General features: G+C 47.0%; 22 protein-coding genes and 1 pseudogene. 20 read left to right on the top strand and 3 right to left on the bottom strand.

Annotated elements, in window-relative coordinates; translation table 11 throughout:
- Positions 1 to 93 precede the first annotated feature (93 nt).
- From IPL71_RS05990 to IPL71_RS05900, 20 genes and pseudogenes are all read left to right on the top strand, one after another.
- Positions 94 to 672: a carboxymuconolactone decarboxylase family protein gene (locus IPL71_RS05990; RefSeq protein ID WP_345319798.1), complete on the top strand. Its 579-nt coding sequence runs from the start codon at positions 94 to 96 to the stop codon at positions 670 to 672.
- A 39-nt stretch (positions 673 to 711) separates the two neighbouring features.
- Positions 712 to 1110, top strand: a complete 399-nt coding sequence (locus tag IPL71_RS05985) for a NifB/NifX family molybdenum-iron cluster-binding protein (RefSeq protein WP_345319797.1) — start codon at positions 712 to 714, stop codon at positions 1108 to 1110.
- Positions 1111 to 1196: 86 nt separating this feature from the next.
- Positions 1197 to 2183 carry a radical SAM protein gene (locus IPL71_RS05980; protein ID WP_345319796.1) on the top strand — a complete coding sequence of 329 codons (987 nt, stop codon included), beginning with the start codon at positions 1197 to 1199 and terminating at the stop codon, positions 2181 to 2183.
- A 56-nt stretch (positions 2184 to 2239) separates the two neighbouring features.
- A complete protein-coding gene (locus IPL71_RS05975; protein WP_345319794.1) occupies positions 2240 to 2506 on the top strand; it encodes a YbbN family protein in 267 nt (88 codons plus the stop codon).
- On the top strand, positions 2466 to 3425 hold the full coding sequence (locus tag IPL71_RS05970) for a vitamin K epoxide reductase family protein (RefSeq protein ID WP_345319792.1): 960 nt from the start codon (positions 2466 to 2468) through the stop codon (positions 3423 to 3425). Before IPL71_RS05975 ends, IPL71_RS05970 begins: the two co-directional genes overlap by 41 nt.
- Before the next feature lie 352 nt (positions 3426 to 3777).
- A complete protein-coding gene (locus IPL71_RS05965; RefSeq protein ID WP_345319790.1) occupies positions 3778 to 4935 on the top strand; it encodes an SPFH domain-containing protein in 1158 nt (385 codons plus the stop codon).
- A gap of 205 nt (positions 4936 to 5140) precedes the next feature.
- Positions 5141 to 5395, top strand: a complete 255-nt coding sequence (locus tag IPL71_RS05960) for a hypothetical protein (RefSeq protein ID WP_345319789.1) — start codon at positions 5141 to 5143, stop codon at positions 5393 to 5395.
- A gap of 115 nt (positions 5396 to 5510) precedes the next feature.
- Entirely contained in the window at positions 5511 to 6191 is a 681-nt protein-coding gene (locus IPL71_RS05955) for a hypothetical protein (RefSeq protein ID WP_345319787.1), read from the top strand.
- Entirely contained in the window at positions 6182 to 6508 is a 327-nt protein-coding gene (locus IPL71_RS05950) for a hypothetical protein (RefSeq protein ID WP_345319785.1), read from the top strand. The genes IPL71_RS05955 and IPL71_RS05950 overlap by 10 nt, the downstream gene beginning before the upstream one ends.
- A 12-nt stretch (positions 6509 to 6520) precedes the next feature.
- The gene (locus IPL71_RS05945) at positions 6521 to 6988 is read left to right on the top strand and encodes a hypothetical protein (RefSeq protein WP_345319784.1); all 468 of its coding nucleotides are present in this window, start codon (positions 6521 to 6523) and stop codon (positions 6986 to 6988) included.
- Positions 6957 to 7577 (top strand): S24 family peptidase, encoded by a 621-nt coding sequence (locus IPL71_RS05940; RefSeq protein ID WP_345319782.1) that lies wholly within the window; start codon positions 6957 to 6959, stop codon positions 7575 to 7577. Before IPL71_RS05945 ends, IPL71_RS05940 begins: the two co-directional genes overlap by 32 nt.
- A 250-nt stretch (positions 7578 to 7827) precedes the next feature.
- A complete protein-coding gene (locus IPL71_RS05935; RefSeq protein WP_345319780.1) occupies positions 7828 to 9504 on the top strand; it encodes an NBR1-Ig-like domain-containing protein in 1677 nt (558 codons plus the stop codon).
- A gap of 164 nt (positions 9505 to 9668) precedes the next feature.
- Positions 9669 to 10199 carry a DnaJ domain-containing protein gene (locus IPL71_RS05930; protein WP_345319778.1) on the top strand — a complete coding sequence of 177 codons (531 nt, stop codon included), beginning with the start codon at positions 9669 to 9671 and terminating at the stop codon, positions 10197 to 10199.
- Complete coding sequence (locus IPL71_RS05925; RefSeq protein WP_345319776.1) at positions 10196 to 10636, top strand: J domain-containing protein; 441 nt, start codon at positions 10196 to 10198, stop codon at positions 10634 to 10636. The genes IPL71_RS05930 and IPL71_RS05925 overlap by 4 nt, the downstream gene beginning before the upstream one ends.
- Positions 10633 to 11280 (top strand): chaperone modulator CbpM, encoded by a 648-nt coding sequence (locus IPL71_RS05920; RefSeq protein ID WP_345319774.1) that lies wholly within the window; start codon positions 10633 to 10635, stop codon positions 11278 to 11280. The genes IPL71_RS05925 and IPL71_RS05920 overlap by 4 nt, the downstream gene beginning before the upstream one ends.
- A 217-nt stretch (positions 11281 to 11497) precedes the next feature.
- Positions 11498 to 11629 (top strand): annotated as a pseudogene (locus tag IPL71_RS25785) (ClpB D2-like domain containing protein); the annotation flags it as partial.
- Between the two features lie 54 nt (positions 11630 to 11683).
- Positions 11684 to 12133, top strand: coding sequence for a DUF3267 domain-containing protein (locus IPL71_RS05915; RefSeq protein WP_345319772.1), 450 nt, complete (start codon positions 11684 to 11686; stop codon positions 12131 to 12133).
- A gap of 387 nt (positions 12134 to 12520) precedes the next feature.
- Positions 12521 to 12709, top strand: coding sequence for a glycine zipper domain-containing protein (locus IPL71_RS05910; protein WP_345319770.1), 189 nt, complete (start codon positions 12521 to 12523; stop codon positions 12707 to 12709).
- A gap of 78 nt (positions 12710 to 12787) precedes the next feature.
- Positions 12788 to 13054: a glycine zipper domain-containing protein gene (locus IPL71_RS05905; RefSeq protein WP_345319768.1), complete on the top strand. Its 267-nt coding sequence runs from the start codon at positions 12788 to 12790 to the stop codon at positions 13052 to 13054.
- Positions 12985 to 13836 (top strand): CPBP family intramembrane glutamic endopeptidase, encoded by an 852-nt coding sequence (locus IPL71_RS05900; RefSeq protein WP_345319766.1) that lies wholly within the window; start codon positions 12985 to 12987, stop codon positions 13834 to 13836. Before IPL71_RS05905 ends, IPL71_RS05900 begins: the two co-directional genes overlap by 70 nt.
- A gap of 118 nt (positions 13837 to 13954) precedes the next feature.
- Here the strand turns inward: IPL71_RS05900 and IPL71_RS05895 are convergent, their stop codons facing one another.
- The 3 genes from IPL71_RS05895 to IPL71_RS05885 are packed head-to-tail and all read right to left on the bottom strand — an operon-like array spanning position 13955 to position 18727.
- On the bottom strand, positions 13955 to 16918 hold the full coding sequence (locus tag IPL71_RS05895; protein WP_345319764.1) for a glutamate synthase-related protein: 2964 nt from the start codon (positions 16916 to 16918) through the stop codon (positions 13955 to 13957).
- Positions 16827 to 17024 carry a hypothetical protein gene (locus IPL71_RS05890; RefSeq protein ID WP_345319943.1) on the bottom strand — a complete coding sequence of 66 codons (198 nt, stop codon included), beginning with the start codon at positions 17022 to 17024 and terminating at the stop codon, positions 16827 to 16829. The genes IPL71_RS05895 and IPL71_RS05890 overlap by 92 nt, the downstream gene beginning before the upstream one ends.
- Entirely contained in the window at positions 17012 to 18727 is a 1716-nt protein-coding gene (locus tag IPL71_RS05885; protein WP_345319762.1) for a glutamate synthase central domain-containing protein, read from the bottom strand. Before IPL71_RS05885 ends, IPL71_RS05890 begins: the two co-directional genes overlap by 13 nt.
- Positions 18728 to 18779 lie beyond the last annotated feature (52 nt).

Genomic DNA, 18779 nt, shown 5'->3' with positions numbered 1-18779 from the left:
TTAGCCGCACAACATTCAATACAACCAGCCATCCTCCATGCACGGGAAGCCCCGAGCAAAAAAAGATGGCTAGCAAAGAAAAGGAATTCAATAATGAATAGAGCAATCTTTAATAAGCGCATTTACACCCTGCCAAATTTCACATCTGACGTAAAAAGTATCTTTGACCACATGGACTCTTTGCGCAGCGCGGCACGCGGCGGACGGATCAGCCATGCCTTCGCAGAAAAAATTATGATGGTCGTTACCAGCGTTAACGGGTGCCGCTATTGTTCCTACGGACATGCACGAGCGGCGCTGGCAGCTGGAATTCCAGATAGTGAACTGCAAAAGATCATGGCGCTTGAACTGGGGAATTTTCCAGAAAGCGAAGCGGTAGCTCTGACCTTCGCCCAACATTATGCCGAGTCGTGCTGCAAGCCCGACCCTGCCGCCTGGCAACGTGTCACTTCATATTACGGTGAAGAAACCGCCAACGATATTATGACGTATTTGCGTATGATCACATTTGGAAATTTACTTGGCAATACTTTTGATGCCTTGCTCAGCCGCTTCACCGGCAAATCCACTTCAGGCAGCAGTTTATGGACTGAAATAGGCGTGCTCTTGGGCGCTCTATGGATGCCCCCAACCAGATTGTTTCTCCAGCTATTCAAATCAAAAACGTTTTAGCCGGATTGCAAAATAGATTCAAATCAAGGAGATTTTTCAATGAAAATTGCTGTAATTACCGATGATGGAAAAACCATCAGTCAACATTTTGGACGCGCACAACACTACCTGGTCGCAACCGTGGAAAATGGTCAGATCGTGAATCGTGAAATGCGCGACAAGCTGGGGCATAATCATTTTTCAAGCCAGCCGCATGAAGAGGAAAAGCCCGGTCAACCACATGGGACAGATGCTGCTTCTCATAACAAACATTTACAAATGTCTGAAGCCATCACCGATTGCGAAGCATTGTTATGCCGGGGGATGGGAACAGGCGCTTACGAAAGCATAAAAGCGCGTAATATTCGCCCAATGATTACAGATATTGCCGATGTTGACGAAGCCGTAATGGCATACGCAAACGGAAAGATCATTGACCACGTGGAAAAACTGCACTAACTTGACCGTATCTTTAAAGCAGGATGTCAATAAGCATGGATTTTTTTCGCAGAATTGACATCCTGTAAAAATTTCGCAGATAAAAAATGAAATATATCTTCCGCCCCGTCCCCTCTCGTCGTTTGGGTCAATCGCTGGGAATAGACACCATTCCGCTCAAAACCTGCAACTGGAATTGTGTCTATTGTCAGCTGGGGCGTTCCCTGCCGGTGACGAATCAGCGAAGCGAATATGTTCCAGCGAATGACCTGCTCCTCGAAGCCGAACAGGTTCTCGGTTCATATCGAAACGGTGAAATTGACTGGGTAACTTTCGTTGGCTCAGGCGAACCAACTTTACATAGCCGTCTCGGTGAAATCATCCGCTCTATAAAAAAGATCACACCACTTCCAGTGGCGGTCATCACCAATGGTTCCTTGTTATATCTACCTGAAGTCCGGCAGGAATTAAGCATTGCGGATGCAGTGCTGCCAACGCTCGATGCAGGCACAGCGGAACTATATCGCAAGATCAACCGCCCGCACCCTGAGATTACATTTCAACGGCTTGTAGATGGCTTGATTGCATTTCGCAAAGAGTATCAAGGCAAGCTCTGGGTGGAGGTCATGTTGGTGCGCGGGCTAAACGACTCAACGCAGGCGCTTGAAAAAATTTCTGAAATTTTACAAAAGGTAAAACCTGATGCTGTACACATCAACCTGCCAACGCGTCCGCCCGTTGAAACGTGGGTGCAGGCAGCAAACGAGGAAGGCTTAATGCGGGCAATATCCATTTTTGGAAATATTGCCGAGGTGGTACATCCAGCCGAAGGAAGTTTTGATTTGAGCGGATATAAAAATATAGCCGAAGCCATCATAGGAATTATCACACGCCATCCAATGCGACAGGACGAACTCGAAAGAACCCTCGCGCGTTGGCTGCCATATCAAGTAAAAGATGCATTGAGAAAATTAGAAACAAGCGGACTGGTACAGATTGTGGAACGAAACGGCTTTCAATTTTGGAGCACACCGCCCGCATACTACCCGAATGAAAAACAAAGCCAGCGAACCAATCCAAAAAATAACAATTAAGATCATCGCACACAATCCGGATAACACATCAGTCAACATGCAGCAAGGAGTAAAAAGTGAAACGGTATCACATCATAACTTCCATTATTTTTCTTATTAGTCTATTCATCGCTCCCATTACGCACGCACAAGCACAGCAAAACCTGCCGGTGGTGCGCGCCATACTTTTTTATTCCCCCACCTGCCCGCATTGCCAACAAGTCATTAACGAAACCCTGCTGCCCATGATGGAACAATACGGACAACAGCTTCAAATCATTGGACTTGATGTTACCCAGCAAAATGGTCAGACACTATTTTTATCTGCATTGCAAAAAATTTAACTTACAACAAGGCGGCGTTCCCTTCCTGGTCGTTGACAATACATATCTGATCGGATCATTGGACATCCCTGAAAAATTCCCCGGTCTGGTCGAATCTTATCTAACACAGGGCGGCGTAGACTGGCCTGATATTCCCGGACTAAGCGAAGCCATCGCGCAAACTACACAAGCGGATGCCGCAACTGCAGCCGCTTCTACGCAAACAGAAACGCTTCAAACGACCCCTGAGCCTGCCCCTGCTTCCTCAACAGTTACCGCCCCGATAGCCACTCCGGGACTCACCGCCCACGATGTCCAAACTTCCAATTGGCAGGAAAATTTTTCCCGCGACCCCATCGGCAATACAATCGCCGTTATTGTTCTCGTGCTCATGATTGCATCCATTGTATCGACTATTTTCCTTTTCCAAAAAACATATAACCTGTCTCTAAAAAGTAACTGGGCATGGATCATTCCCGGGTTATGCGTCATAGGCTTCGGCGTGGCTGGCTACCTTGCTTACGTGGAAACATCTCAAGTTACCGCCGTCTGTGGCCCCGTGGGAGACTGCAACACTGTACAACAAAGCGAATACGCGCGTCTCTTTGGCATTCTACCCATCGGCGTGCTGGGACTGCTGGGATATGTAGCGATCAGCATCAGTTGGATACTCGCCCGATACACCAGAGGCTGGCACGCAGATATGGCGTCCATATCTCTGTTTGCCATAATTGTTTTTGGCACGCTATTTTCAGCCTACCTGACCTTTCTTGAACCCTTTGTCATTGGCGCAACCTGCGCCTGGTGTCTAACGTCCGCCATATTAATGACCGTCCTGATGCTGCTCTCTGCCGGCCCCGCAAAAACATCCCTCTCCAAACTCACACATCCCAGATCTCTGCACCGTAAAGACGGGCGGACAGAAATAGACGATGATTAAAAATCACAGTCTCCACATTTTCTCCAGAGATGGGAGTCTGCCAATTGAGCTAAATATCATTCATCATCTTTTTAAGATGATTATTCAACGTCGATAATGGATAAGGTTTTTTACCACTGAGGCATTGAGACCGCTGGGCAACACCTTTCAAAAAACTCTATGAACTCGTGCCTCAGCGGTTAGAAATGGCCGTGGAAATTCCAGTGATCATTACACTTATTTCTCTTCAACCAACAAATGGAATTATTGCAAAATCTATGACATTTGTCATTGACAAGTGGATTTGCGGGAGTATATACTAAATTTACATAAACCAGACTTAAATTGCTCGTCAAAAGGGATGGCAACCCATATGGAGGCGATTAGCAAAATTTTTGCAAATCTCAACACACTCCTCGACAAATACCTGTTTTGGACGGTAGTAGTTGCGCTTTTAATTGCCAATGTATTCATGGCAATTAAATGGATACAGAAGAATACAACTCAACAAATAAAACAAAGAGGGGGAAACAGCACATCAATATGGGCACGTTCACTAGGCCACTCCCTGTATTTTTTCTTATTATCACTCTCGATCCAAGCCACTCTGCTTGCTGTTTTTTACTTTTCTCATTCTGTAATTCTTCGATGGGTTGAGTTTTTTGTTGTTACGTGCGGAATAACCTATCTGGCTACCAACAGAATCAGCGGAAGGCGCGGTTTATACATTTCTGCAGGGCATTTGGGGATACTACTAATTGGCTGGGTCTACGGTAGCTGGCTTGGATTATTCCTGATATCCACTCCATTATTCGCATTGCTTTACTACTGGGCGTATTGTCTTGCGCAGGTGGTCATCCCTGCTTCCAACCCTGACGATTCTAAAGAATCTTTGCAAAGATTCAAGATGCGGGTTTGGTATCTATGGGGAGTTCAATTTCCAATCTGGGTTATAAACAAAGAAACTGACCGCACTGCCGAAGAGCGAATTAACGGGGATTTTTTCAAAACGTTTGGCTCGCCGGGCATGATTTGGGCGCAATCACATCAAGCAGTTGGAATAACATCCGGAACCCGGTTTTCTCGTGTTGACGGTCCTGGCGTAATTTACACACAACCCTTTGAACGCCCCCATGAAATTATAGATCTTAGACCCCAGATCCGCACCTCACTGATCGAATCAATTTCCCAGGATGGAATTCCATATCAAGCCAGATTATTGGCGGTATTTTCTATAGACAATGCTGTTTGGACAAATGAGGAGTACAGCGCTTTACGCCTTAAGAACAGTCTCTTGCGAGGCGCTCAAAAACCAGATCGCAAGAGTGGGAATTATCAATACTCCCGCAGTCGTGTTACCGCAGCCCTAAGTATCGAAAGCGTGAAATATTCCATTCACGAAACAAAAAGTCATCCTATTATATATTGGGATCAATGGGCACTGGCAGTTGCAGAGGAAGCAGCTCGAAAAGAACTTTCCATATATCCGCTAAATGAATTATGGAGACCAATAAAGACAAGCAGGATTTAAACTCCTGGACATCATTGCACTAAATATAAAAAACAATACATCCCAACAATTAAAAATTCATGGAATTAGCCTGATCGCGGCCAGGATTATTAATTTCCAATTTGACAGCGATGAATCCAAAGTTATTTTACAGCAGCAAATTGACAACTGGCGATCTTACATAGAGCAGGATATTTCGCAAACAAAGTCTCATGCTGATGCGCAGTTGGTAAATATCAAAGAAAGCGCCGCCGCCTATGCGCGCTCAAACCTGCTGGCATCCATTGCAGATGGACTGGAAAAAATCAGCAATGCGCATCCGAATCTTCCCAAAAAATATGTTGTAGCCATGCAGCTTATTACCGCTCTCGAAAACTCACTGCATCAACAATTGCAAACGGAAGATAAAAGTGAAGAAACCAATAAACTAGAATCGCTTCGATCACTACTTGGCAACAAACCCCCGCCGCCACAGAGATAAAAACATGGACACAAACCCCGATAACTGGCAAAATTTTTACACGGCTGAGCAAGCCCAATGGAATGACGCACGCAGATCGTTCCTGATCATTTTTAATATTTTGGCGGGGATATCCTTGTCGATAGTATTTTTTATTTTATTCACCCCCGGCTTTATGCTCAACAGTTTAGCCTACGTACATTTAAACCCATTAATAATTATTTTTATTACATTAATAATTCCATTACTGATTGCGGGGGCGGGGATTTTATACATCTTTAATCTTGTTGTGATCTTTTTTGATACTTTATACAAGCCGCCTGAAGGCACGAATTCAAAAAAACTCATCCGCAGGCGTTTATTTGGAATTCCACCTACTCCCCCGCCGCTCAACTCGATTGTGCATTATATTATTTGTCAAATTGACGATCCGCATCAACATATTCCTTCCAAAGATCTGGTGCCCGTTTCAGTAAGAGACGATGGAACAATCGCAGGAGAGAACACACCCATGTATCCTTGTCCATCTCTAAGTGTGCGTAAAGCGGTTGAATGGACCAAGGTTAAGAGAGCAGTAAACACAAGCGATCAATCTGAAGAGTTATATCAATCCAAGTGGCTGGAGGGTGCCTGGGGAAAGGTACAAGGGAAGCTGGCTAATTACATATCAAAACGACACCTCGAAGACCTGTTTGTTTCCGCAAACCAGGGTATTGCCGGAAAAATTCTCTCCATGCAGGAGCGCGAAAAATTAAGAAGTGAACTGGACCAAGAGTTAATAATGAATGCTGGAGTTTCCTCATCGACATGCAAATAGAGAAATTTATGATCGAGTCTCCTGTGAACGAAAAACGAATTGAAAAATGGATGGCTGAATGGAAAGCAAAAGCCGATATCCGCGGAGGAACAGCCGGGGCAGAGGGGAAGAAGTCTATTGAGAGTGCGAAAGCGGAAGCACAGCACAGTTTATTGCTGCAAATTGCAGATGAACTAAGCAAGGCTAATCCAGATACCTTGCACGATTCTGCGCTACTGGCTTTATCGAGAATATTAGAACAAAACCAGGGAGATCCCTATGCATCGGCTTACTTAAATGATGCGATTGAAAACATCAAAGAAATTCTTAAAAACTAAACTGGTGAAAAAATGAATCTGTACTTTATGAATGCAATCGAAAGGCTTGAGTATAAAAGTGACGGAATTACCGGGCTTCAAATAAAAGCCTGTGCGCTAAGAACCATGTCAGATGCAGAATTGCTTCTCAAGGAATTAAATCAACACGTTGAGATTAGCTCAAAAAACCGCAGCAAAGATGAACTGCCTTTTTATTACCTGCTAAACGCTTATTGCCATCTGTTTATTGACGAGTTTGAAGAGGCAAATAAATATAGCGTTATGGCAATTGAAAATTTCAGAGTTTGCGGCATGACCTGGAACGAAGCGGTTGGACATTGGGTGCTGGGACTTATTTTTCGTACAGAAAAAAAAGGCTATTTGTATCTGGCTGAATTGGACAAAGCGCTGGCAATCGTCAGCCCGATTACTGCAGATTACCTTGCTCAAGGGGGACTACGAATCTGCTATGAGATGCGATCAGGTCAAAAAGGAGCTTGAGGAACAAAGAACTCTCGCCTTAAAATTAGGGACGGGCCCTCTTGGTTCAACAGGCGGGAAACGCGAAGAAAAACCGACGGATAAAAACAGAGACTATCTTATGCTCCCGTGGATTCCAGTATATCAATCAGTGCGGGGAGGAACCAAAGGAGTCGTATGGGCAGATCCTCCCGCTGAAAAAATGGTGGCAGTAAGCGAAGTTGAAATTGAAAACGTTCCTCACGTGCTACACACCATCAAGAAAACCGCCAGAATCGACCATCAGATCATGCTCAGATCCGGGATGAAATATGGATGGGCAAAAGTGGAAGGTCACAGCATGGGCGGCGCACATCCCGTTCCAATCTGTAACGGGGATTACGTGCTCTTTTATGAAAACCACCAACCTCAGGACAATGATATTGTTATCGCATCTCATCTGACATCTTCTGGTGACTTTGCCTATATGGTTAAGAGATATAACCTGTCTGAAAATCAACTGGTTTCAGAACCTAATTCTACAGACACAGGATACTATTTTTCAATCAACATAAGCCAGGACCACCAATTTCTCGGAGTGGTAATTGCCATTGCGAAAAATCAGATTTAAGCCCGCCGCTTCTGACCTTTTGCCTATCGTCCCCTTTCAACTTCAACATCTCCCCTAAGTGGCGGAGACAAACACTCCCCAGCTGATGGATGCAGCCGGGGAGTGTTTGTTATACGATGAGTTCACGGTTGATATTCTGCCCTGGATTAATTCGGCTACCAGAATCTAGGATTTCGCTGAAATTCCCTGCCCATTTTTAGATGAAATTAAGAATCCAGCCAGGCATAATTTTTCAATCCAAGGAGATTATATGAAATCACTGTTTCTAAAATTTTTTCCGTTAGTGCTGATTGCAAGTCTATTTCTTGCTTCCTGCTCTCCATCGCTTCCAGCAGCCCCGATTGTGGTGCTTGTGCCAAGTACCACGCCTGAACCGGACGCAGCAAGTATTGCGTCACAGAGTGACGATGTCTGGGATCGTATTGTGGCGAACAATAAAATCGTCGTAGGTACATCCTGGCATTATCCGCCTTTTAGTACCATTGATCCTAATTTTCAAGTGGTGGGTTTTGATATTGCTTTGATCGAAGAAATCGGACGCCGCCTGCAAATTCCAGTTGAAATCCAAAACTATGCTTTTGAAGGACTTCCCGGCGCATTACAGATCAATCAGATCGATCTGGCAGTTGCGGCCATCTCCGTTACACCTGAACGCGCCAGTCAAATGTCGTTCTCACCGATTTACTATGTCAACGAAACCGCGATTCTTGCAAGAAATGACGCACTCGTAACAACCATCACCGATTTCAATCAACTGGCTAAATTTCGCGTGGGTGTACAACGCGGCACTACGTATGAAAGCATGGCGCAAAATCTACTGGTTGATACCGGATTAATGAACGCAGATAAATTATTTCGTTACATGCAGACCGATGAAGCCGTGCGAGATCTGATCGAAAACCGGATTGATGTAGTAATCGTTGGACAGGCAACAGCCAGTTACTACGGCTCCCGTCAGGACCTGCGTGTGGCCGGCAAAGGATTTGAACAGCAAAATCTGGCGATTGCAATGCGCGCAGAGACGCCGCGCTTGAAGGCAGAGATCGACCGAGTCATGGATGAAATGCTCATTGACGGGACGATACTGGGATTTATTCAACAATATATTCAGAGTGACCTTACCGGGATTTTATCCACGCCGCTTGCGCCGAATCCATCTATTTCCACCCCCGTATCCCCTGTCCCGACGGTTGATCCGCCTGTTTGTGTGGATGGGATGAAATTTATTGCAGATGTCACCTACGGCGACAACAATATGAAAAATCCGCCCTACGTCTCACCTGAAGAAGGGTTTGTAAAAATCTGGCGTGTCCAAAACACCGGAACCTGCACCTGGACGCCCGATTATCAATTCTTATATGCTTATGGAAATGTGACTGCTGCACAAATGAGCGGACAGCCATTAAATATTCCCACAAACGTCGCTCCCGGACAAACCATTGCTTTAAGCGTAACCCTGATCGCGCCAAAAGATCCATTAACCTATCAGGGATTCTGGCAGATTGAAAATGCCGAAGGGCAGCGTTTTGGTCAGACGATTTGGGTGGCCGTCACCACACTCGCGGATCAAGATAATCCGGTTGCCACCGGACAACCCTCAGGCAATTATTGCACAGTGACGGTTGCCGCACCAAAAAATTCAGTTAAGGCTCTCAGCAATTTCAGCACAGTCTGGGAAGTCAGAAATCTCAGTGGATATGATTGGCGTACAGATTCAGTGGATTACCAATTTATCAGCGGCACAAAGATGCATAAACAAGCTGGTTATGATCTCACTCAAACCATCAAAGACGGGGAAAGTGGACAAATCATCGTGGAGATGGTTGCCCCCGGCGAACCCGGTTTATATGGCAGCACCTGGACAATCGTCTCCGGCAGCAGAACTCTTTGTGTTCTGTATGTAACGATAACTGTGACTGCAAAATAATTTTAGATACAAACTTAATCATCCGGTGCTCCTCAAAATATTCCTGGAGTACTGGATGATTGCAAAGCCTGTCTCAAAAATTAAATCCGTCTATTACAAATGACAATCTAAAAAATGACGAAGGGCCAAACAGTGAACAGAAAAAAAGATTAAAACGGTGTCGCATGGATTTTAAGGATTATTACGAAATATTGGGCGTAGCACCAACTGCCGACAAGAAAATAATTCAACAAACCTTTCGGAAGCTAGCGCGCAAGCATCACCCTGATGTAAACCCGGGCAATAAAGACGCGGAAGAAAAATTCAAAACGATCAATGAGGCGTACCAGGTTTTATCAGATGTAAAACAGCGCAAGAAATATGATGAGTTGCGCGCACAATATCAGCAATGGCAAAAGACGGGCGGACAACAGCAACAGGATTTCGACTGGCAAAACTGGTCAGCGCAGCCCAATAAAGGCGTACACACTCAACACACCAACGCCGAAGACCTTGAAGACCTTTTTGGAAACACATCGCCATATTCAGATTTCTTCTCCAGTATTTTTGGCAGCAAAGCCAGTAATGGACGAAGTGCCCCGCCTCGTCCGCGCCGTGGGCGGGATGCTGAATACGAAGTGGACCTGACGCTGGAAGAGGCTTTCCGTGGCGCACAGCGTTCACTGGAAATGGTCGACATCAAATTCAGGCGGTGATCCCACCTGGAGTCCGCACTGGAACGCGAGTCCGTCTGTCTGGTAGAGGCGAATCGGGAAAAAACAACGGTGCAGCTGGAGATTTGTACTTAATCATCAAAGTTTTACCCAATGAACTATTTGAGCGCGATGGTGACGATTTGCACCTCGACACAGCAGTGGATATCTTCACAGCAATTGCAGGCGGAGAAATCCGCATTCCAGCTCTGGAACGCCCGCTGACTCTGACGATTCCTCCGCGCACCAATGCCAACCAGACTTTCCGTATACGCGGCAAGGGCATGCCTAATTTACATGACCTGAATAAGCGCGGCGATATGTTTGCCCGTGTCAAACTGGTTCTACCTAATGCCTTAACCGATCAGGAAATAGACAGCATCACAGCATTGGCTTCAGCCCGCCAAAAACAAGCTGTACCAGGTGAGGTCAAATTATGACTCCCGAAAACACATCCTCAAAAAAATATTGGTACCGTCCATACGAAGACTATAGGTCGCGCAGTCAACGCCGACTTCAAGCAGACTTAGGTGTTGATCCAGCCGCCGTTGAAGTGATCTTGCACCTGCGCCGTCAGGTTGTTGAATTGCAGTTACATATCCGTCAACTGGAAATTGAACTAACAGCACACCACGACAGCCAACAGGTACGTCTGACCCGTTATCGAAAAGTCTATTACGAAGCTATATGGATCGAATTGGAATTTCAGAATAAAGGAGAACGATCAATGGAAAAAACTGCAAAAATAAACCGCATGGCAATAATTAGTTTTGTAAGCGGGTTTATCGTAATAGCCCTGCTTGATTTCGGCATGGTTCGGGAATCATTTCCAGCATCACTAACATACGCCAACACCATCCGCGCCATTATGCGTTTATCAGTTTCTGTGGAATATTTCTATGGAGCTGTGGCGCTATTAACCGGTATTCTTGCGCTAAAACAAATACAGAAAAAATGGGGAAGAGAAAGGCAAAACCTTTGCCTGGATTGGCATTGTTCTTGGCGCGGACTATATCCTCTTTGGATTGCTTGTCTTTATTATATTTTCGGCTCAACTCCTAACTTAAGTCTTTATCAGAAATGATAGAAAGAACACCCAGACACTCCCTGGCACTGCCCGCCAGGGCAAGTGTGCGCCGCGCACCAGTGCGGTGAGGTTTTGAATGACGGATATTTTTTTGATCAGGACAACCTTCGAAACGGTTACGCCTGAGATAGCACGGAGGATTTTACGAATCGTGAAAAACACAACAAAAATCGCAGAGGGCTTTACTCACCGATGACGCACGCCGCTCAAAAGGGCGATCCAGCGTGAGTTGCAGGATCCACTTGCAGTTAAGATTCTAAGCGGTGACTTCCACCAAGGTGAGACCATCCACATAGAAAGTAGAAATGGGAAGTTGGAGTTCACTTCACACGTGGCGACAAATTAGCGGTTCTGTAACAATGGACACACAATTCAGACTGACAGAAAAGGAAAATTGATTATGAATACCTCAACACAGACCTTACCAGCCGGATATATCCAATCCGGTCAGATTGACCTAAAAAAAGACAAACGCCTAGCCATCCTGTTGAATATTGGCGCGTTTATTGTCTTCATCCCTATGTTTTACTTGTTGTCTGGTTTCACAGCGTGGGTTCGCCCGGATATCACAAACTTTTCGGTGACCATAACAATCGTAAAGGTGTTCAGCGCGATTGGATTGGTAGTGCTTGTCTTAATCATTCATGAAATCATCCACGGACTATTCTTCTGGATTTTTTCTCGCGGCATGCCTGTGTTTGCTTTGCGTCCGCTATATGCGTATGCTGGCGCGCCCACCTGGTTTTTTCCCAGGCGCCAATACGCCATCACCGCGCTTGGCCCGCTGGTCATCATCGGCGCTGTGGGGCTGCTGCTCTTGCTGCTGGCACCGATAAGCTGGATTCAATGATCGCGCTTTTGGTGGCTTTGAATACGGGCGGGGCAATCGGAGATGTTTTCGTTTTCTTCCGCCTTTTAAAGTGTTCGCCAACAAGTTTTGCGAATGACACCGGGGAAGTCGTGACTTTCTTCGAACGCCCATGATCGGAAGGAGTGTTTACAATGAAATTACTTCAAAGACTTGGCTTCACCAAAGCCGACGAAACGGACATCCAGATCGCCTTATTTGCAGTTCGATCTAGCTGGCTTGTGACCATGATTGCTCTCTTGATCTGGTCTACTTACGATGTCATAACGAAACAGACAATTACAATGCCGTTGAACATCTTGCTATTCGGCGGAATTGTCTATTTCTTCACCTATCTGTATATGCGGAGGAATCTAAAAGGAGAAACCCATGTCCAATGAGCAGAAAGACCCTCAACCAAAGAAACCCCAAGATCAAATCGGCCTGTGGCTCGTCATCGGCGCCGGCATCGGAGTTACGTTTGGCATCATATTCGATAATCTCCCGATCGGCATCTCAATAGGAGCAGCCCTCGGTCTGATTTTTGGCGCTGCGCTTTCGCTAAAGAACAAAAAGTAAGGGGTTCTTTTTACGCCATCAAATTTACCTGATCCTACAAGATCGATTCGTATTCAAAATAAGTATAGAGGAAAAAACATGTCCAATGAACAGAAAGATCCCCAATCAAAGAAAACAACCAACCAACTCGGCTTATGGCTCTCCATTGGTGTCGCCATCGGCACGTCACTTGGCGTTGCCTTCGATAATATTCCCATTGGGGTCGCTCTCGGGATTATGCTCGGTACAGCTATTGGCACTTCGTTATCGCAAAAAACAAAAGGATTGAGCTATCAATGCAACAAACTTATTTGCACAGCACGAACGCAATACATCCTATCCCACTCAGCACATATTTACTGCTGACCTTTGGTAGTGCCTGGCTTGTCTGGTCACCGCTTTTGCTTGCTGAGTATCTGCATCTCACGCTGCCAGTACCATCTCTCGTTTTCATCACGCTGGGAACCTTTGCTCCATCCATCACTGCCCTATTCCTAACCTGGAGATACGCTGGCGGGACTGAACTACGTCGTCTGCTGGGACGGGCAGTAATCTGGCGCGTTTCCTCCGTTTGGTATCTGATCGCTATCGCTGGCCCGGCGCTGATCATGTTGCTTGCCATGGGCGTACATGTTCTACTGGGCGGCACAATACCCGATTACGTCCCATTCGGTGTTCGCTGGTTAATTGTGGTGGTCAATTTTATTTTAATTTTGCTGATCGGCGGACCGCTGGGCGAGGAATTCGGCTGGCGCGGACTTGCTCTTCCGTCACTTGAGGCACGTTTTAGCCCGTTATGGGCAAGCCTTATCCTGGGCGTTATATGGGCTGTATGGCATTTGCCGCTCTTCTTCATTTCAGGCTCGGCTCAAAGCAGCCTGCCTTTTGGGTTGTATGCCCTGCTGACAATCCCTCTGACCATCTTGATCACATGGGTCTATCATGGTTCAGGCAACAGCCTGTTGCTAGCCATGCTCTTCCATGCCGCAGTCAACACCTGGTCTGGCCCCTTGATGATCAGCCCTGAAGCGGCAGGCAGTACCAGACCGCTTGTTTTAGGTGTGATATTAACCTGGCTCACAGCACTTCTGGTCGTGGTAGGACGAAGAAGGGCTCGCTTCCAAAAAGAGAAACTTGAAAACGAGTAATCAACTGCCTATACGCAGTTGATTACCGATAAATCCAAATCTCTTCACGCCTTATCAACCAGCAGACTTCAGTAAATCTAAGATTTTTGCAAGAGGTCTACATTCATATTTGTATTGTCTACTCGGTTGCAAATCTCTGTTCTTCCTGTTGCCCGAGCGGAACAACACGCACAAATGTATTCTTCCAGTCTACTAAAAGATTAAGTATTTTCAAAGACTCTTCAGCTTGATGATGTTGTCTTAACTCTTCGGCATAGATTGTTAAAAGTTCACGCAGGTTTTTCAGGTCATCCTCACCCACTTCCTGCACAGATACTTTCGCACCCTTCCCCAAACGGCGCTGAATGGCGGCCTGATCAAAATTAAGATGCGGCTGCAAGCGGAGATATAACACGCCGCCGGTCATGCCTGCGCACATCCACGGGCCGGGATCACCCAAAACAAGCACACGGCCGGAGGTCATATATTCGCACAGGAAACCTTTGACATTGGAACGTGCACCAATAAAGCCGAGGCTGTCATTCAACGGCTTGAGGATTTCACCGCCAATAATCACATCCGCCCCAGAGAGACGGATACATGCGCGCGAATCTGCGTTGCCCTGCACGATCACAACGCCGCCCGTGCCGCCATAGGCGAGGCTCTTCCCAACCGAGCCGTCGATCAACTTGCCGTCGTGGTTGTAGCCTTTCATGATGACAACCCGTCCGCCAGAGATACCTTTTGCAACTCCATCCTGTGCGCGACCTTCGACGAGGATGTGAACGGGGTGGGCATTGTATGCGCCGAGTCCATTGCCAGGAACGGAACTGCTGACAAAATGGAGAGATGTGATCGGCACTGAGTTGCTGTCAATGCTTTCCACGGGCCGCATCCATGTTTCGCGATGACCACCAAGTCCGCCATGCCCGGGCGACCAATTCCAATTGTTGCGGAAGCGTGTGAGAGCGCCAGTCAGGTGCGTGCCAAGAGCACGATCCACCGGGGTTACTTTATCGTCTTCAAAAAGAATCGCAGATTGTCGATGTGTGGTGAAACTCTCCATCACCAAATTGGAGATGACCGTGGTCAGATGATTGCGTGGACGATGTAAAGGGCCGCGATCAATCGTGATCATTTCATTTACAGGCAATGAGATCGCGATCGGTTTCGTCATCAAATAATCACCGATCGGAATCAACATTTCTTCAAGGTCAATCTTTTCGTGATGTGAAATTTGCACGAGCAGATCAGAGCGCCCGACAATGTCCTGTGAATTTTCAAAACCAAGTTTGGATACGATCTCTTTCACACCTTCACCCAAACCCGTAAACACATTGACCAATGCCAGCGTGGACTGTTCCAAATCACGCGGGACAAAATGTTTGACGCCAAGACCCGCCGCTTCTTCCGCCGTTTCAAGCTGGGTGGTGATCCCTGTGTGACATGTGCCACTCTGACAGTCTCTACAGATCGTGCAACCAATGGCAACCATTGGCAAAGTGCCGAAGCCAATTCGATTCGCGCCAAGGCACATCAACTTGACCGCATCCGATGCGGAGCGGACTCCACCGTCAGCCCAGATCTCTACTTTGGAACGCAACCCTGATTCAGTTAAGGCGCGATGCGCTTCCACGATTCCAATTTCCGCAGGCAAACCCACATAGCGCAAAGAATGTTGACGCGCCGCCCCTGTTCCTCCATCAAATCCGGTGAGATAAATAATATCTGCTTCGGCTTTGGCAACACCAACTGCGATAATCCCAATGCCGGGCACTACAGGAATTTTGACAGCAACACGCGCTTTTGGATTAATGGTTTTGAGTTCTTCAATAAATTGCGCAAGGTCTTCGATGGAATAAATATCGTGATTGTTGGATGGCGAGATAAGGTCAACACCTTTTTGCGAATGACGCGCCGCCGCAACTTTTGCAGTGACTTTGCGCGCGGGCAAATGCCCGCCTTCGCCAGGCTTCGCACCCTGCCCTACTTTTATCTCCAAAAGATTCGTGGCATTGATCGTTTCTGCCGTGATCCCAAAACGTCCCGACGCAATTTGAATGCCGCGATTGAATGGATACTTGCCAAGCAGGTCTGGAATTTCTCCGCCCTCGCCATTAAGCGCAATCATGTTCAAACGGAACGCGGCTTCGGCGTACGCGCGATAGGCCGTTTCACCCTGCGAACCAAACGACATGGACGCGATCAAAAATGGGAAATTATGCGACGTGATTCCCAAATTAACATTGCCTGATTCAATATTGGAAGGTTGTTCTGGATAACGAAAATCAAGAATGTGACGAAGCGTAACAGGATTGGATTTTGCCGTGTTCTGTGTGTGCGCTTCATACTCGCTCCAGCCTGATTCAGCTTTCCCAAGCTTGCCAGCCGCCTTCCAGATTTTCGGATAAAAATGATTTACGCGTGAAAGTTCGCCGCGCCCTGCGCTGTGATACGCCTGTGCGCGCAAATGAACACTCGCATCAATATCATTCCACTTCAAACCGCCCAGATCCGAACCTGCATAATTTTTTACACCAAGCGCAAAGGCCACCGTGTTGCTCAATCCGATACTCGAAAACAATCGACCGTATCCGCGCGCTTCATGAATACCCATTGTGCTGATACATTTTTCAATTCCTGAGCGAAGCGCCTTGAATGTTTTCTTCAATCTATCTGCTTCATCGATTTCAGTTTTTTCCTTGAGCGCAGATTCAAAGATCAAATAAGGCGAGATCGCATCTGCACCCATGCCGACGCACATAATGACATCATGCAGATTGCGAATGGCGCCGCTGCGCAGGATCAAGCCCGCCTGGCGGCGCATGTTCAGCGATGTTTGAGAAGCCATGAGACCGAGGTCAATTTTTCCGCTATCATTTAATGGGATCGGCGTGGACAATGAATCTGAAAGAGAGGAATCAAAGAATGTTTTGCGGAGCGCCAGCTCCACGACACCGAGCGCAAGCACAGGATCAACCCATCCATTTTGATCCTGGAAAGCAGTTGAATCATCCAGAAGAATAATCCTTGCACCATTGCGAACAGAATCGAATGGCAGATTGTGCGAGGCGCTCCAATGCCTGAGCAGTGGTCTCTTCAAACAAAGTGACAATTTGCAAATGTCCGATCTGCTGATCTGGAAAAGCGCTGGTTAATTGTTCCAGAGTCGGATACCCCGTCTTTTCTCCATCTTTTAACGAATCCAAGAGGATCGGTGTTTCGAGGAGAAGGTAACAGCCTGTCCCATTTCATTTGGCATAAGCGGCGGACGCGAACCGACGATCGTTTGCGTGGAAAAATGTTCCACTTCACGCTCACGGTCAATGGCTGGGTTTGTAACAACCGCAACCGCCTCCTTGAAATAATCAGCAATATTCTGGCGTTCGGTGGAAAGCGAAGCAAGTGGACCGTCAAAGCCGAGCGAGCTGATCGGATCAATACCATTTTTGGCAAGTTCCTGCACCCACTCACGGTCTTCACGCCCCCAGCCAAAAGCAGAGAGACGATTGTCCAAGTCCACTTCGGGCTGGGCTGGATTCGTATCACTTCCTGAAACTTCCGCCGGCGATAATGGACGAGCCAGACGCGTATTCATCGTTTCGAGCGAACCAAATCTGCGCATGGTCAGGTTGAGCATACGCTGTTGAATAGCCGGATAATCAAAGACTTCCACATTGCGCTCACGGTGAATTCGCAAACGCATTTTTTCGCCAGGCGAAAGCGGAATCGGATCAACGCGCATATCATCCAGACGGTAGACGCCTTTTTCCGAAGAGAAGAAATATTCCTTTTCTGTGTCACCGAACCAGAGCGGACGAAGTCCGAGCGCATCCACGCTAAAGACACATTCATCGCCAAAGCGTGAGATGATGCCCACCGGGCCTTGAGAATACGGGCCAAAAGCCTGACGATAATACTTATAGATGGTTTGCAATTCAGGCGAGAGTTTTTCCACTTCGCTCAAGATGGGCGGAAAAGCCAACTCCATTGCTTCGGTCAACGAGAAACGATAATGATGGATCAGGGTGGACAAGAGACGATCCAAATCCTGAGAGTCGCTGCCGCTTTCCACCAAATTCACGCCCAGCATTTCAGCCTGTTCACGCAAACGGGCGATCGTATTGATCTCGCCATTATGTCCGATCAGGCTAAACGGTTGAACGCGCTCGAAGCTCGTGGCAGTATTGGTGGAATAACGCGCATGACCGATCGTGATAGCAGTGGTGAAATCAGGATTGCGCAATTCTGGAAAATATTGGTAAAGAGTTTCTATTGAGCCACGCACTTTATAAACAACCACGTTACTGGAAAGTGAAGCAATGGCAACATTCGTAAATTTTTCGATCTGAAGCGCGAGGTCAAAGAGCGTCCGCTCCACATTTTCCAGCGGACCGTTATGCACCATGCCTGAGATCTGCCACAAATGTGGAACCTGCTGACGCGCCATTTTCCCAAGTGCCTGCAAACGGGTCGGAGTTGGGCGCTCCAGCAAAAGGTCAATGCCACTTTCCTTAAGCATATTAATAATTTTGGATTTGACATTTTGAACATCGGTTTCGGTATTGGGAATCATCAAATGTCCAACAAAGAAGCGGCGATCTTCCGCGAGCCAACCCGGTTTGCCCGCCTGTTCAAGCGCCTGTGACCACAACACGCGCGGAATATCAGTCATCACGCCGATGCCATCCCCTTCTCCATTGACTTCACCAGAGCGATGCCCCATGATGCTCAATGCTGCCAGCGCGCGTTTTAAGTTTCCATGCGTCGCCTCGCCATTCTTACGCACAGAAGCAACCAACGCACACGCGTCGCGCTCGTCAAGCCAGGTCTTTGTATGCGCAGAGGTCAACCAGTTAAATGCGCTGGAAGAAGTACCGTCAACGTTTTGAGATTCAGATTTATTTTTCATGGCTTCACCTTATGTTTGCATGGATAAAAGATAATTCCATCCATCATAGGTC

The organism is Candidatus Villigracilis proximus (assembly GCF_016717045.1).
Taxonomy (GTDB): Bacteria; Chloroflexota; Anaerolineae; order Anaerolineales; family Villigracilaceae; genus Villigracilis; species Villigracilis proximus.
The sequence above is the reverse complement of the archived record's forward strand: the minus strand, read 5'-3'. Positions and strand labels throughout refer to the sequence as shown.